A 14288-nucleotide genomic window follows, 5' to 3' on the forward strand; every position below is an offset into this window, starting at 1 on the left:
CCGTCAGCGTCGACCCCGGACCGCGATCCGTCGTCCTCGAGCCGAGAGGCAACCATGTCCGAGCCCGTCCCGCCCGTCCTCGAGACCGCCGCGCAGGCGTTCGCCGACGCCAACTCGACCCCGCCGTTCCTCTACCAGCTGGCCCCGGAGAAGGGTCGCGAGATCGCCGTCGCGGTGCAGACCGACCCGCCGCCGGTCCTCGCGCCCGCCGACGTCGAGGACCTCACCGTCCCCGGCGGCCCGACCGGCGAGGTGCGGGTGCGCATCGTCCGGCCGCGGGGCGCCACCGGGCCGCTGCCCGTCGTCCTCTACGTGCACGGCCTGGGCTGGGTCTTCGGCGGCCCCGTCACCCACGACCGGCTGGTGCGCGAGCTCGCCGTCGGCGTGCAGGCCGCCGTCGTGTTCCCCGACTACGACCTGGCGCCCGAGCACCGCTACCCGACGCAGATCGAGCAGGTCTGGGCCGTCGCCGACTGGATCGCCATGAACGGCCCGGAGCACGGGCTCGACGCCTCCCGCCTCGCCGTCGCCGGCGACTCGGTGGGCGGCAACATGGCCACGGTCGCCACGATCCTCGCCAAGCAGCGCGGCGGGGTGGAGTTCCGGGGGCAGCTCCTCTACTACCCGGTCACCGACGCGTCGTTCGACACCGGCTCCTACGAGCAGTTCGCCGAGGGGTACTTCCTCGCCCGCGAGGGCATGCGCTGGTTCTGGGACCAGTACACGACCGACGAGGCGCAGCGCGCGGAGATCACCGCCTCGCCGCTGCGCGCCTCGACCGAGGACCTCGCCGGGCTGCCCCAGGCGCTGGTGATCGTGGCCGAGGCCGACGTGCTGCGCGACGAGGGCGAGGCCTACGCCGCCAGGTTGCGGGCGGCCGGCGTCCCGGTCACCGCCGTCCGCTACGGCGGGATCATCCACGACTTCGTCGGCCTCAACCCGCTGCGGCACACGTTCGCCGCGCAGGCGGCGATCGAGCAGGGCATCGCGTTCCTGCGCGGCGTCCTCGGCACCGACTGATGGCCGGGGCGGAGGAGCTCCTGGAGCGGATGCTGCAGGAGGTCTTCAACGAGCCGGACCCGCAGCGACGGGCGGCGGCGATCGCCGACGTGTTCACCGACGACGTCGTCTTCACCGACGACGGCCGCACGGTGCGCGGGCGCGAGGACCTGGCGGCCACGGTCACCGGGCTGCTGGCGCAGGGGCCGGGCCTGGTCTTCACCCCGGCCGGGCCCTTCCGCGGGGTCGGTGACCTGGGGATGCGGCCGTGGCGCCTCGGCCCGCCGGGCGCGGAGCCGGTGCTCGGCGGTCTCGACGTCGCCCAGGTCGCGGACGGCCGCATCGCCCGGCTCTGGACCGTGCTCGACGCCTGACGCAGGGCGGGGGCGTCGGCCGGCGTCCCCGCCCGCCGGCGGAATGCGTGACATGTCATGCGAGTTCTCCCGGGCGCACATGACGACACGGGAGGGACCCACGATGGGACAGCTGGACGGCAGGACGGCGCTGGTCACCGGCGCCACCTCGGGCATCGGACTGGCCGCGGCGCGGCGGTTCGCGGCGGAGGGTGCGCAGGTCTTCGTGACGGGGCGCCGCAAGGACGCGCTCGACGAGGCGGTGGAGGGCATCGGGCACGGCGCGGTGGGCGTGCCGGGGGACGTCGCCGAGCAGGCAGACCTCGACCGGCTCTTCGAGACGATCGCCGCGGCCGGGCGCGGCCTCGACGTCGTCCTCGCCAACGCCGGCGGCGGCGAGTTCGCCGCGCTCGGCGAGATCACCCCGCAGCACTACGCGGACACCTTTGACCGCAACGTCCGCGGCACGGTCTTCACCGTGCAGGGCGCGCTGCCGCTGCTCAACGACGGCGCGTCGGTCGTGCTCACCGGCTCGACGGCGACCCTGCACGGCACCCCGGCGTTCGGCCTCTACGCGGCGTCGAAGGCGGCGATCCACCAGCTCGCCCGCACCTGGGCGGTCGAGCTGGCCGGCCGCGGCATCCGGGTGAACACCCTGGTGCCCGGGTCGACGGCGACGCCGGGCCTGCGCGGCCTGGCCCCGGACGAGGCCGCCGCCGACGCGATGGTCGAGGGGATGGCGGCGGGCATCCCGCTGCGCCGGCTGGCCCGGCCCGAGGAGATCGCCGCCGGGGCCTTGTTCCTGGCGTCGGACCAGAGCAGCTTCATGACCGGCAGCGAGCTCGTTCTCGACGGCGGCCAGGACCAGGTCTGAGCCGCACCCCGACAGGAGGACCCGATGGAGCAGATCGACCCGGACGTCCCGCCGAGCGGCACCGGCTGCGTGGAGTGCGACGCGACCGGCGGCTGGTGGTTCCACCTGCGCCGGTGCGCCGCCTGCGGCCATGTGGGCTGCTGCGACTCCTCGCCGTCGCAGCACGCGTCGGCCCACGCGGCGGCCACCGGGCACCGGGTCGTGCAGAGCTTCGAGCCCGGTGAGGACTGGGCGTGGGACTACGTCGACGAGCGCTACGCCCGCGGCGTGCGGCTCGCGCCGCCGACCGAGCACCCGGCCGACCAGCCGGCCCCCGGGCCGGCCGGGCGGGTCCCCGCGGACTGGCAGCGGCTCCTGCACTGAGGGCGGGGCGGGGGCGGCCCGGCTGGTAGACAGGGGCGGTGGTGCAGCCCCGGGACGTCGACGAGTCCTTCCTCGCCCTGCCCCTGTCCGCGCTCGCCGAGGCGGCGCTCACCCGCGCGGTCGACCTCGGCTGCGAGCACGCCGACCTGCGCGTCGAGCGGATCCGCACGCAGTCGCTGAACCTGCGCGACGCCCGCCTCGAGTCGCTGGCCGACGGCGAGGACCTCGGCCTCGCCGTGCGCGTCGTCCACGAGGGCACCTGGGGCTTCGCCGCCGGCGTCGTGCTCACCGCCGCGGAGGCGGTGCGGCTGGCCGAGCAGGCGGTCGCCGTCGCGCAGGTGTCCGCGGCGCTGGTCACCGACCGGGTCGAGCTCGCCCCGGAGCCGCCGCACGAGGGCGCGTGGGTGTCCGCCTACGACGTCGACCCGTTCGAGGTGCCCGACGCCGACAAGACCGCGCTGCTCACCGAGTGGTCCGAGCGGCTGCTGGCCGCCGACGGCGTCGAGCACGTGACGTCGGGCTGCATGCACGTCAAGGAGCAGAAGTTCTACGCCGACACGTCCGGCACCCGGACGCGGCAGCAGCGGGTGCGCATCGCGCCGGAGTTCACGGCGCTGACCGTCGACCGCGCCACCGGCGCCTTCGAGAGCATGCGCACGATCGCCCCGCCGGTCGGCCGCGGCTGGGAGTACCTCACCGACGGCCGCTACGACTGGGCCGCGGAGCTCGCGGAGATCCCCGAGCTGCTGCGCGAGAAGACCAAGGCGCCGTCGGTGGAGCCGGGCCGCCACGACCTCGTCGTCGACCCCTCCAACCTGTGGCTGACCATCCACGAGTCGGTCGGCCACGCCACCGAGCTGGACCGGGCGCTGGGCTACGAGGCCGCCTACGCCGGCACCTCGTTCGCCACCCCCGACGGGCTGGGCAGCCTGCGCTACGGCTCCGAGCTCATGCACGTCACCGGCGACCGCACGGCCGAGCACGGGCTGTCGACGATCGGCTGGGACGACGAGGGCGTCGAGGCCCAGCGCTGGGACATCGTCCGCGGCGGCGTGCTCGTCGGCTACCAGGTCGACCGCAACACCGCGCGGATGGGCGGGATGGACCGCTCCAACGGCTGCGCGTTCGCCGACTCGCCGCGGCACGTGCCGGTGCAGCGGATGGCCAACGTGTCGCTGCAGCCGGCCGACGACGGGCCGGACCTCGACGGCCTCATCGGCGGGGTCGAGCGCGGCATCTACGTCGTCGGCGACAAGAGCTGGTCGATCGACATGCAGCGCTACAACTTCCAGTTCACCGGCCAGCGCTTCTACCGCATCGAGGGCGGCCGGCTGGCCGGGCAGCTGCGCGACGTCGCCTACCAGGCCACGACGACGGACTTCTGGGGCTCGATGCGCGCCGTCGGCGGCCCCTCGACCTACCGCCTCGGCGGCGCGTTCAACTGCGGCAAGGCCCAGCCCGGGCAGGTCGCGCCGGTGAGCCACGGCTGCCCGGCGGCGCTCTTCGAGGGCGTCACCATCCTCAACACGGTCCAGGAGGGCGGGCGATGAGCCGGCTGAGCGCGCAGGAGCTCGTCGAGCAGGCGCTGGCCGCCTCCACCGCCGACGGGTGCGTGGCCTACGTCGTCGAGAGCACCGAGGCGAACCTGCGGTGGGCGTCGAACAGCCTGACGACGAACGGGGCGATGCGCTCGCGCCAGGTCGTCGTCGTCTCCTTCGTCGACGGCGGCGCCGGGATGGCCACCGGCACGGTGGCGCGCACCGGCACGCCCGACGTCGCCGAGCTGGTGGCCGCCAGCGAGCAGGCCGCGCGCGACGCCGGTCCCGCCGAGGACGCGGTGCCGCTGGTGTCGGAGGCGCCGGCGGGCGCGGGGGACTGGGACGCCGACCCGGCGGAGACCTCGATCGAGGTGTTCACCGAGTTCGCGCCGGCGCTGGGGGAGGCCTTCGGCGCCGCCCGCTCCCGCGGTGACCTGCTGTTCGGCTACGCCGAGCACTCGCTGACCACCACGTACGTGGGCACCTCGACCGGCCTGCGGCTGCGGCACGACCAGCCCACCGGCCGGGTGGAGCTCAACGGCAAGAGCACCGACTTCTCGCGCTCGGTGTGGGCCGGCGTGGGCACCCGCGACTTCCGCGACGTGTCGGTGCCCGACCTCGCCGCCGACGTCGAGCGCAAGCTCGGCTGGGCGCAGCGCCGCGTCGACCTGCCGGCGGGGCGGTACGAGACGGTGCTGCCGCCGTCGGCCGTGAGCGACCTGATGCTCTACGCCTACTGGACGATGGAGGCGCGGGACGCCGACGAGGGCCGCAACGTCTTCGCCCGCGCCGGCGGCGGCAACCGGATCGGCGACCGGCTGGCCCAGCTCCCGCTGACCCTGCGCAGCGACCCGCACGCGCCCGGCCTGGAGGCCGCGCCGTTCCAGGTGGTCAGCGCGTCGTCGGGGTCGGCGAGCGTGTTCGACAACGGGATGGCGACGCCGGCGGTCGACTGGATCCGCGACGGCGTGCTCACCAACCTGGTGCGGCCGCGGGCCTGGGCGCTCAAGACCACCGCGCCGGCCGTGGCCGCCGTCGACAACCTGGTGCTCGAGGCCCCCGGGGCGACGGCGTCGCTGGACGACATGGTGGGCGCCACCGACCGCGGCCTGCTGCTCACCACGCTCTGGTACATCCGCGAGGTCGACCCGCAGACGCTGCTGCTGACCGGGCTCACCCGCGACGGCGTGTTCCTCGTCGAGGGCGGCGAGGTGACCGGTGCGGTGAACAACTTCCGGTGGAACGAGTCGCCGGTGGACCTGCTGGGGCGGATCTCCGAGGCGGGGCGCACCGAGCGGACGCTGCCGCGCGAGTGGAACGACTGGTTCACCCGCGCCGCGATGCCGCCGGTCCGGGTGCCGGACTTCAACATGAGCTCGGTGTCCCCGGCCAGCTGAGGGCCTTCGTAGCGCTCTTGGCCCCTGCCTTCCGCGCGCGAACGGCGGATGGGGCCGCACTGCCGGTGTTCCTCCTGCGTTGACGGCGCTGCAGGACCGGCAGTGCGCGAGGAACCCTGGCAACCCGCCCCAGCACGGGCTCGTGCGGTGCTCGACGCGCTCGTGCGCTGTTGCGACGCCGCAGGAGCAGCGGCAGCACCGCAGGAGCGCGGCCTCAGGAGTGACGTCCGCGCTCCCGGGGTCCTGCAGCGCCCCGGGACGCCGGACGACACCCCAGGAGCCGGACCCGTGACGACGGCGGTCCGACCTCCGCGCGCGGGAGGCGGGACGGGGGCCCGTGCGGGTCCGGCAACAGACCCGGAACAGCAGGTCAGCGGCGCGCCCGATCCGGAAACGAGAACTCGTTCCGGACGTCACCAGGGGGCAACGGGAGCCCGCCAGGGTCATCGTCATGACGACGCCGACCCGCTGGCGGGTGCACGACGCGCACCGCCACCTCGGCGTCCTCCCCGCGCACCCGTTCTACGGCGGCCCGCCGGTCAACCCCGACACCACCGCCCGCGCCACGATCGACGAGCTGCTCGCCGACCTCGACCGCGAGGGCACCGAGCGCGCGCTCGTCATCCCGAACTACGGCGTCCCCGACCCGAGCACCTCCTTCGCGCTCAACGACCTCGTCGTCGAGGCGGCCCAGCGCGACGACCGCGTCGTCGCGGGGCTCTGGACCAGCCCCCGCCCGCAGGACGCCGCCGCCACCGGGAAGGCGCTGGCGCTGGCCGGCGAGCCGGGCGTCCGGGCCCTCAAGCTCTCCTTCCTGCTCGGCGGCCGGGCCGGCGACGACGCCTGCCGCCCGCAGCTCGACGCGGTCTTCGGCGCGGCCCGCGAGCACGGCCTCGTCGTCCACGTGCACACCAGCCCCGGCGCGGCCAGCGACCTCGACGAGGTCGGCACGCTGGTCGACCGCTACGCCGACGACGTCGCCGTCCACCTCGTGCACATGGGCGGCGGGATGAGCGGCCACGTCAAGCTCATCGGGCAGCGCTTCTTCGCCTGGGTGGCCGAGGGCAAGCGCGTCTACACCGACACCAGCTGGGCCATCGGCTTCGCCCCGCGCTGGTTCGCCCGGGAGATCGAGCGCCACGGCACCGGCGCCGACCGCGTCCTGTTCGCCTCCGACCAGCCCTGGGGCGACTTCGAGGGCGAGTCCGCCCGGCTGGCCGCCGCCACCGGCGACGGCGAGCTCGCCGACCTCTTCTTCCGCCGCAACTTCGAGGCCCTCCACGGCCTCGGCTGATCCCCTCGAGAAGGAAGGCCCACCGTGACCCAGACCCTGCCCGCCACCACCGGCACGCCGCTCATCTCCGACGAGGACCTGAAGGCCGCCCAGCAGGCCAGCCTCGCCGAGGTCCCGCACCCCTCGCTCCCGCCGGGCAGCAACCTCTACGGCTCGACCAAGATCTTCCCGGATTACCAGGCCGGCGAGGGCGAGTCCTACTTCACGCTCGTGCACGGCATCGCGCACGAGTCCTCGGTCAGCTTCGTCGCGTGCCTGCAGGCGCTGCGGGCGCTGCGCAAGGGCTACGAGTCGGTCCTCTACTTCTACGGCCCGGCCGCGATGAACGCGATGGCCACCCGCGGCTTCCCCACCACCGGCGACTCCGCCTTCCCGGGCGAGCACAACATCAACACCCAGATCGAGCGGTTCATCGAGGAGGGCGGCACGGTCTACGTCTGCCGCTTCGGGCTCTCGCTGCACGGCCTGCGCGAGGAGGACCTCATCGCCGGCTGCATCCCCTGCCACCCGCTCGACGTGCAGGACGCGCTGATCCACTACGCGCGCAAGGGCGCGATCATCAACTCCACCTACAACCTCTGATGACGGCGGCCCCGGGGACCGCGGCTCCCGGACGCGCTCCGACGCGGGTGGGCACCCGCGTGGACGTCGCCGTCCTCGGGGTCCGCGTCGACGCCCCCGTCTCGCGCCGCGCCGGCGCCGGGCCCAGCGACGACGGGCACGTGCTCCTCGACGGCGTCCCGACGGCGCTGCCGGTCAACCCGGACAGCCCGTACTCGATCAGCGGCGGCCGGCTGCTGCTCGACGGCGCCGACCTGGGCCTGGAGGCGACGCCGGTGCGCCGGCCCGCCTTCTACGACCTCACCACCGCCGACGGCGTCCCCTACGAGCGGATCGCCCGGCTGCACGGCCGCGACGTCCTCGCCACCACCGTGGTGCAGACCTGCGTCCGCTACGCCGAGGACCAGCGCTGCCGGTTCTGCGCGATCGAGGCGTCGCTCGCGGCGGGCTCCACCACCGCGGTCAAGTCGCCGGCGCAGCTCGCGGAGGTCGCGGAGGCCGCCGTCCGGCTCGACGGCGTCCGGCAGGTGGTGATGACCACCGGCACCACCAACGGCCGCGACCGCGGCGCTCGCCACCTCGCCCGCTGCGTGCGGGCGGTGACCGCCGCCGTCCCCGGCCTGCCCGTCCAGGTGCAGTGCGAGCCGCCCGCACCCGGGGACCTCGACGCCATCCAGGAGCTCCGGGACGCCGGCGCCACCGCCATCGGCATCCACGTCGAGAGCCTCGACGACGACGTCCGGCGCCGCTGGATGCCCGGCAAGGCCACCGTGCCGATGGCCCAGTACGACGCCGCGTGGGACGAGGCGGTGCGCGTCTTCGGCCGCAACCGGGTCTCCACCTACCTGCTCGTCGGCCTCGGCGAGGACCCCGACGAGCTGGTCGCGGGCGCGCTGCAGCTCGCCGACCGCGGCGTCTACCCGTTCGTCGTCCCCTACCGGCCGCTCGCCGGGACGCTCGCCGTGGCCGACGGCGTCGGCGCGCCCGACCCGCTCGTCCTCGACGACGTCACCCGCCGGGTGGCCGCCGGCCTGCGCGCCCGCTCGATGCGCGGCGCCGACCAGGGCGCCGGCTGCGCGGCCTGCGGCGCCTGCTCCGCGCTGTCGGCGGCCGGCGCGTGAGGACGGCGGCATGAGGACCGCGCTGAGCCCACAGGAGCTCGCCAGCCTCGAGCGCAGCGTGCTGCTCGTCGACCACCGGCTCGCCGCGCCCGCGCCGCCGTGGCGGGTGGAGGAGGCAGGGCCCGACGGCGTCGCCGCGCACCGGGCGCTGCGCCACGCGGCCTTCGTCGAGGAGCAGGGCCTGTTCGTGGGCACCGACCTCGACGGCGCCGACGACGACCCGCGCGCGGTCACCCTGGTTGCACGTGGAACCGACGGGACGGTGCTCGGCGGCGTCCGGCTCGGCCCTGCGGATCCCGGCGCCCCCGACGTCGGCTGGTGGACCGGCTCCCGGCTCGTCGTCCGGCCGGGCGCGCCGCACGGCACGGGCGCCGCGCTGGTCGCCGCCGCCTGCGCGCACGCCGAGGCCGCCGGGGCGCTGCGCTTCGACGCCACCGTGCAGGACCGGTACCTGCGGCTGTTCACCCGGCTCGGCTGGCGGGTCACCGGGGCGGCGGAGGTCGGCGGGGCGCCGCACACCACGGTGACCTGGCCGGTCGGCCGGCTGACGGCGCTGGTGCAGGCGACCAAGGCGCCGCTCGGCGGCCTGCTGGCCGGCCTGCACCTGGGCGGGTCCGGCTTCGTCGGCGACGACGGCGCCCCGGTGCCCGGCACCGACGTCGTCGCCGCGTGCGACGCGATCCTGCCGTCGATGGTCGAGCGCGACCCCGCGTGGGCCGGCTGGTGCGGCGTGCTGGTCAACGTCAACGACCTCTCCGCCATGGGCGCAGCACCCCTCGGGCTGCTCGACGCCGTCGCCGGGCGGGACGCCTCCTTCGTCGCCCGGGTGCTCGCCGGGCTCCGCGCGGCCGCCGAGGCGTGGGGCGTGCCGGTGCTCGGCGGGCACACCCAGGTCGGCGTCCCGGCGGCGCTGGGCGTCACCGCGCTCGGCCGCACCGACCGCCCCGTGCCCGCCGGTGGCGGGCGTCCCGGGCAGGCGGTCTCGCTCACCGCCGACCTCGGCGGCGGCTGGCGGCGGGGGCACACCGGCCGGCAGTGGGACTCCACCAGCGGCCGCACCCGCGCGGAGCTGCAGCTCATGGGGTCGGTCGTCGCCCGCACCGCCCCCGCGGCCGCCAAGGACGTGAGCATGGCCGGGCTGGTCGGCACCCTCGGCATGCTCGCCGAGGCCAGCGGCTGCGGCGCCGTGCTCGACGTCGCCGCCGTCCCCCGGCCGGACGGCGCTGCCGCCGGCGACTGGGCCACCTGCTTCCCCGGCACCGCCTTCCTCACCGCCGACGCCCCCGGCCGCCGGGTCGCCCCGGCCGGGCCCGCCACCACCGCCGTCTGCGGGGAGCTCGTCCCCGGCTCGGGCGTGCGGCTGCGCTGGCCCGACGGCTCCCTCACCCCCGCCCTCCCCGGGTCCGTCACCGGACTCGGCCCAGCCACAGGAGAAGCAGCGTGACCACCCTCGCCGCGGTCGCCGCGCCCTTCGGGCGCGACCTGGAGGCCGCCTTCGCCCGCATCGGGCGGCTCATCGAGGACGCCCGCGCCCGCGGTGTCGGGCTGCTCGCCCTGCCCGAGGCCACCCTCGGCGGCTACCTCGCCGACCTGAGCGGCGGCGGGACGCCGGACCTCCCGCCGGCGCTGGAGGTCGACGGCCCCGAGGTGGCGCTGCTCGCCCAGCTCGCCGGCGACATGGTGGTCACCGCCGGGTTCTGCGAGTCCGACGGCACCTCCCGCTACAACACCGCCGTCGCGGTCACCGGCGACGGCGTCCTCGGCGTGCACCGCAAGGTCCACCAGCCGCTGGGCGAGAACGCCAGCTACGCGGCGGGCGAGGGGTTCCGCGCCTTCGACTCGCCGGTCGGCCGGATCGGCATGCTCATCTGCTACGACAAGGCCTTCCCCGAGGCCGCCCGCACCCTCGCGCTCGACGGCGCCGAGGTCGTCGTCTGCATGTCCGCCTGGCCGGCCGCGCGCACCGCGACCAGCCCCGACCTCGCCGCCGACCGCTGGACCCGCCGCTTCGACCTGTTCGACCAGGCCCGCGCGCTGGAGAACCAGGTGGTGTGGGTGTCGGCCAACCAGTCCGGCACCTTCGGCTCGCTGCGCTTCGTGGCCAGCGCGAAGGTGGTCGGCCCCGGCGGCGACGTGCTGGCCACCACCGGCGTCGGCGAGGGCACCGCCGTGGCCGACGTCGACGTCCGCGCGCTGCTCGACGGCGCCCGCCGGTCGATGGGCCACCTCCGCGACCGCCGTCCCGACGCCTACGGGGTGCTCGCCGGTGTCTGAGCGCACCAGCTGGGGGACGGCCCGCGTCCCGTTCCCGTCGTCGGTGCCGGTCGCCGTCGTCGGCGGGGGACAGGCCGGGCTGTCGATGTCGTGGCACCTGCGGCGGCGCGGGATCGAGCACGTCGTCCTGGAGCGGGACACCGTCGCGCACGAGTGGTCCGACGCCCGCTGGGACACGTTCTGCCTGGTCACGCCCAACTGGCAGTGCCGGCTGCCCGGCTGGCCCTACCGCGGCGAGGACCCCGACGGGTTCATGGTCAGGGACGAGATCGTCGCCTACGTCCGCGGCTACGCCGCGTCCTTCGACCCGCCGGTGCTCGAGTCCACCGCCGTCGAGCGGCTCGACGCCGCAGCCGGCGGCGGCTTCACCCTGACGACGACGGCCGGCCCGCTCACCGCGGAGCACGTCGTGCTGGCCACCGGCGGCTACCACCGGCCCGTCGTCCCCGGCTGGGCCTCCCAGCTGCCGGGGCACGTCGTCCAGGTGCACTCGGCGGAGTACCGCTCCCCGGACCGGCTGCCCGACGGCGAGGTGCTCGTGGTGGGCACCGGGCAGTCGGGCGCCCAGATCGCCGAGGACCTGCACCTGGCCGGGCGCCGGGTGCACCTGGCGGTGGGCCGTGCGCCGCGGGTCGCCCGCTCCTACCGGGGCCGCGACGTCGTCGCGTGGCTGTCGGACATGGGCCACTACGACATGCCGATGACCGAGCACCGCGACGGCGAGGCCGCCCGGCTGGGCACCAACCACTACGTCACCGGCCGCGACGGCGGGCGCGACATCGACCTGCGCGCCTTCGCCCGCGACGGGATGCGGCTCTACGGCGTGCTGCGAGGGCTCGCCGGCGCCACGCTCACCTTCGCCGACGACCTCGCGGCCAACCTGGACTCCGCGGACCGGGTGAACCAGAACGTGCTCGACGCCGTCGACCGGTTCATCGCCGCGGAGGGCATCGACGCGCCCGAGGAGGCCCGGTACACGCCGGTGTGGGCGCCCGGGCCGGACGCGCCGACGACGCTGGACGCCTCGCGGATCGCCGCCGTCGTCTGGTGCATCGGCTTCACCAGCGACTGGAGCTGGGTGCGGCTGCCGGCCTTCGACGGGCGCGGGTACCCGACCCACGTGCGCGGGGTGACCAGCGTGCCCGGGCTGTCGGTGCTGGGGCTGCCGTGGCTGCACACCTGGGGGTCGGGACGGTTCTCCGGGGTGGGGCGGGACGCGGAGCACCTGGCCGACCACGTCGCCGCCCGGCTGGCCGGCGCGCCCCGGGCCGGCCTGGACCGCGAGCTCGCGCTGGCCGCCGCCGGCCCCGCGCCGACCATGGGCTGATCCCGTTGAGGCATGGGAAGCTCTACGCACGTCCCGGTTCCCGATACGTGCGTAGAGCTTCCTGTGCCTGGAGGCGACGGTCGTGAGGGTGGCGGCGGTGGCGGCGCACTTCGGCCGCGACCTCGAGCAGTGCCTGGCCAAGGTGGAGACGATCGTGGCCGCGGCCCGCTCCCGCGACGTCGAGCTGCTCGTCTTCCCCGACGCCACGCTCGGCGGCTACCTGGGCGACCTGTCCGGCACCGACGCCGGCGAGCTGCCGCCCGCCCTGCCCGAGGACGCGCCCGAGCTCAAGCGCGTGGCGGCCACCGCGGAGGACATGGTCGTCTGCGTCGGCTACCGGGAGGTCGCCGACGGCGTGCACCACAACACCGCCGTGTGCCTGACCGGCGACGGCGTGCTCGGCCGGCACCGCAAGGTGCACCAGCCGGCCGGCGAGCGCACGGCCTACCGGGCCGGCGACCGGTTCGCCGCGTTCGACACCCCGCTCGGCCGGATCGGCATGCTCGTCGACTACGACAAGACCTTCCCGGAGTCCGCCCGCACGCTGGCCGCCGACGGCGCGCTGCTGGTGGCCTGTCTGTCGGCGTGGCCCGCCAGCCTCACCGACCGTGCGCCGCGGCTGGTGCAGGACCGCCAGTCGCGGCTGTTCGACCTCTACGACTGCGCCCGCGCCGCGGAGAACCAGGTGGTGTGGGTGTCGGCGAACCAGACGGCGTCGATGGGCCGGCTGCGGTTCCTCGGGCAGGCGAAGGTGGTCGGCCCGGGCGGCGACGTGCTGGCCCGCACCTGGGCCAAGGCGGGGCTGGCGCTGGCCGAGCTCGACGTCGCCGCCGAGGTGGCCCGGGCCCGCACCGTCCTGTCCCACCTGCGCGAGCGACGACCGGAGGCCTACCGGTGAGGGTGGCACTGCTGACCTACTCGACCCGCCCGCGCGGCGGCGTCGTGCACACGCTCGCCCTGGCCGAGGCGCTGGCCCGCGCCGGGTGCGACGTCACCGTGTGGTCGCTCGGCCGTGGCGGCGACGGCGGCTTCTTCCGCGCCGTCGACCCCGCCGTCCGGGTGTGCCTGGTGCCGTTCCCCGACCGGCCGGGGGAGGACGTCGGCGCGCGGATCCTGCGCTCGATCGAGGAGCTCGGCGCCGCCTTCGCGACCGCGGGCGGGCGCCACGACGTCGTGCACGCCCAGGACTGCATCAGCGCCAACGCCGTCGCCGACTGCGTGCGCACCGTGCACCACCTCGACGCGTTCACCACGCCGGAGCTGGTCGCCTGCCACGACCGCGCGGTGCGCCGGCCCTCCGCGCTCGTGTGCGTGAGCGCCGCCGTCGCCGCCGAGGTGGCGGCCGGGTACGGGCGGACGGCGACGGTCATCCCCAACGGCGTCGACGCCGCCCGGTTCGCCGCGGCCGCCGGCCCGGGCGGCGCCGCATCGCGCAACCGCTGGCGGGCGCGGCTGGGCCCGTACGTGCTGGCCGTGGGCGGGATCGAGCCGCGCAAGGGGACGCTCGACCTGGTCGAGGCGATGGCGGCGGTGCAGCGGGCGCGGCCGGAGCTGTCGCTGGTGGTGGCCGGTGGGGAGACCCTGTTCGACCACCGCGGCTACCGGGAGCGGGTGGAGGCGCGGGCGCAGGAACTCGGCGTCTACCCGGTGGTGCTCGGGCCGGTGGCGCACGACCAGCTGCCCTCGCTGGTGGCCGCGGCCGACGTCTTCGCCTTCCCCTCGACCAAGGAGGGCTTCGGGCTGGCCGCCATGGAGGCGCTGGCGGCCGGGGTGCCGCTGGTGACCCGAGACCTGCCGGTGCTGCGCGAGGTGTTCGGCGGCGCGGCGCGCTTCGCCGGCGACCCCGCGGAGCTGGCCGCGGAGATCCTGGCCGCCGGCGGGGAGCGCGACCCGGCGGTGCGGACGGCGGGGGAGGAGCTCGCCGCCCGGCACACCTGGGACGCCGCCGCCGAGGCCCACCTGCGCTTCTACGCGTCCCTGTAGAGGGCACTTGTCGCGTTATTGGCCCTCCGGGGAGCCGGCTCCTGGGGTCGATCCCGCGCTCCCGGGGTCCTGCAGGACCCCCGGAGGCCGGGGAACGCCCCAGGAGCGGGGGCGGGTCCGCCCCCCCCCCGGGGGCGGGTCCGCGGGGCGGGCGGGGGCGGCGGACCCGCCGCGGGAGACGATATTCAGGTATGTGTGGTTTTG

Annotated in this window: 14 protein-coding genes; all 14 read left to right on the forward strand. The window is 76.0% G+C overall.

Annotation, left to right across the window (positions count from 1 at the left end; translation table 11 throughout):
- The first annotated feature begins 54 nt into the window (after positions 1-54).
- Positions 55-1020, forward strand: a complete 966-nt coding sequence (locus ACI78R_RS14545; protein WP_457041226.1) for an alpha/beta hydrolase — start codon at positions 55-57, stop codon at positions 1018-1020.
- Positions 1020-1373 (forward strand): nuclear transport factor 2 family protein, encoded by a 354-nt coding sequence (locus ACI78R_RS14550; protein WP_457041227.1) that lies wholly within the window; start codon positions 1020-1022, stop codon positions 1371-1373. Before ACI78R_RS14545 ends, ACI78R_RS14550 begins: the two co-directional genes overlap by 1 nt.
- A gap of 103 nt (positions 1374-1476) precedes the next feature.
- Positions 1477-2226, forward strand: a complete 750-nt coding sequence (locus tag ACI78R_RS14555; RefSeq protein ID WP_457041228.1) for an SDR family NAD(P)-dependent oxidoreductase — start codon at positions 1477-1479, stop codon at positions 2224-2226.
- A gap of 24 nt (positions 2227-2250) precedes the next feature.
- Complete coding sequence (locus tag ACI78R_RS14560; RefSeq protein ID WP_073420899.1) at positions 2251-2589, forward strand: UBP-type zinc finger domain-containing protein; 339 nt, start codon at positions 2251-2253, stop codon at positions 2587-2589.
- Positions 2590-2627: 38 nt separating this feature from the next.
- Positions 2628-4139, forward strand: coding sequence for a TldD/PmbA family protein (locus ACI78R_RS14565; RefSeq protein WP_457041229.1), 1512 nt, complete (start codon positions 2628-2630; stop codon positions 4137-4139).
- The gene (locus ACI78R_RS14570) at positions 4136-5524 is read left to right on the forward strand and encodes a metallopeptidase TldD-related protein (protein ID WP_457041230.1); all 1389 of its coding nucleotides are present in this window, start codon (positions 4136-4138) and stop codon (positions 5522-5524) included. The genes ACI78R_RS14565 and ACI78R_RS14570 overlap by 4 nt, the downstream gene beginning before the upstream one ends.
- A 451-nt stretch (positions 5525-5975) precedes the next feature.
- The gene (locus tag ACI78R_RS14575; protein WP_457041231.1) at positions 5976-6818 is read left to right on the forward strand and encodes an amidohydrolase family protein; all 843 of its coding nucleotides are present in this window, start codon (positions 5976-5978) and stop codon (positions 6816-6818) included.
- Positions 6819-6842: 24 nt separating this feature from the next.
- Positions 6843-7400, forward strand: coding sequence for an MSMEG_0572/Sll0783 family nitrogen starvation response protein (locus ACI78R_RS14580; protein ID WP_217651267.1), 558 nt, complete (start codon positions 6843-6845; stop codon positions 7398-7400).
- 47 nt (positions 7401-7447) lie between these two features.
- On the forward strand, positions 7448-8500 hold the full coding sequence (locus ACI78R_RS14585) for an MSMEG_0568 family radical SAM protein (RefSeq protein ID WP_457041232.1): 1053 nt from the start codon (positions 7448-7450) through the stop codon (positions 8498-8500).
- 10 nt (positions 8501-8510) lie between these two features.
- Positions 8511-9944, forward strand: a complete 1434-nt coding sequence (locus ACI78R_RS14590) for an MSMEG_0567/sll0787 family protein (protein ID WP_457041233.1) — start codon at positions 8511-8513, stop codon at positions 9942-9944.
- Positions 9941-10774: a carbon-nitrogen hydrolase family protein gene (locus ACI78R_RS14595; protein WP_457041234.1), complete on the forward strand. Its 834-nt coding sequence runs from the start codon at positions 9941-9943 to the stop codon at positions 10772-10774. The genes ACI78R_RS14590 and ACI78R_RS14595 overlap by 4 nt, the downstream gene beginning before the upstream one ends.
- Positions 10767-12101 carry an MSMEG_0569 family flavin-dependent oxidoreductase gene (locus ACI78R_RS14600; protein ID WP_457041235.1) on the forward strand — a complete coding sequence of 445 codons (1335 nt, stop codon included), beginning with the start codon at positions 10767-10769 and terminating at the stop codon, positions 12099-12101. Before ACI78R_RS14595 ends, ACI78R_RS14600 begins: the two co-directional genes overlap by 8 nt.
- Before the next feature lie 82 nt (positions 12102-12183).
- On the forward strand, positions 12184-12999 hold the full coding sequence (locus tag ACI78R_RS14605; protein ID WP_457041236.1) for a carbon-nitrogen hydrolase family protein: 816 nt from the start codon (positions 12184-12186) through the stop codon (positions 12997-12999).
- Complete coding sequence (locus ACI78R_RS14610; RefSeq protein WP_457041237.1) at positions 12996-14084, forward strand: MSMEG_0565 family glycosyltransferase; 1089 nt, start codon at positions 12996-12998, stop codon at positions 14082-14084. The genes ACI78R_RS14605 and ACI78R_RS14610 overlap by 4 nt, the downstream gene beginning before the upstream one ends.
- Positions 14085-14288 lie beyond the last annotated feature (204 nt).

The organism is Geodermatophilus sp. SYSU D01106 (assembly GCF_054049995.1).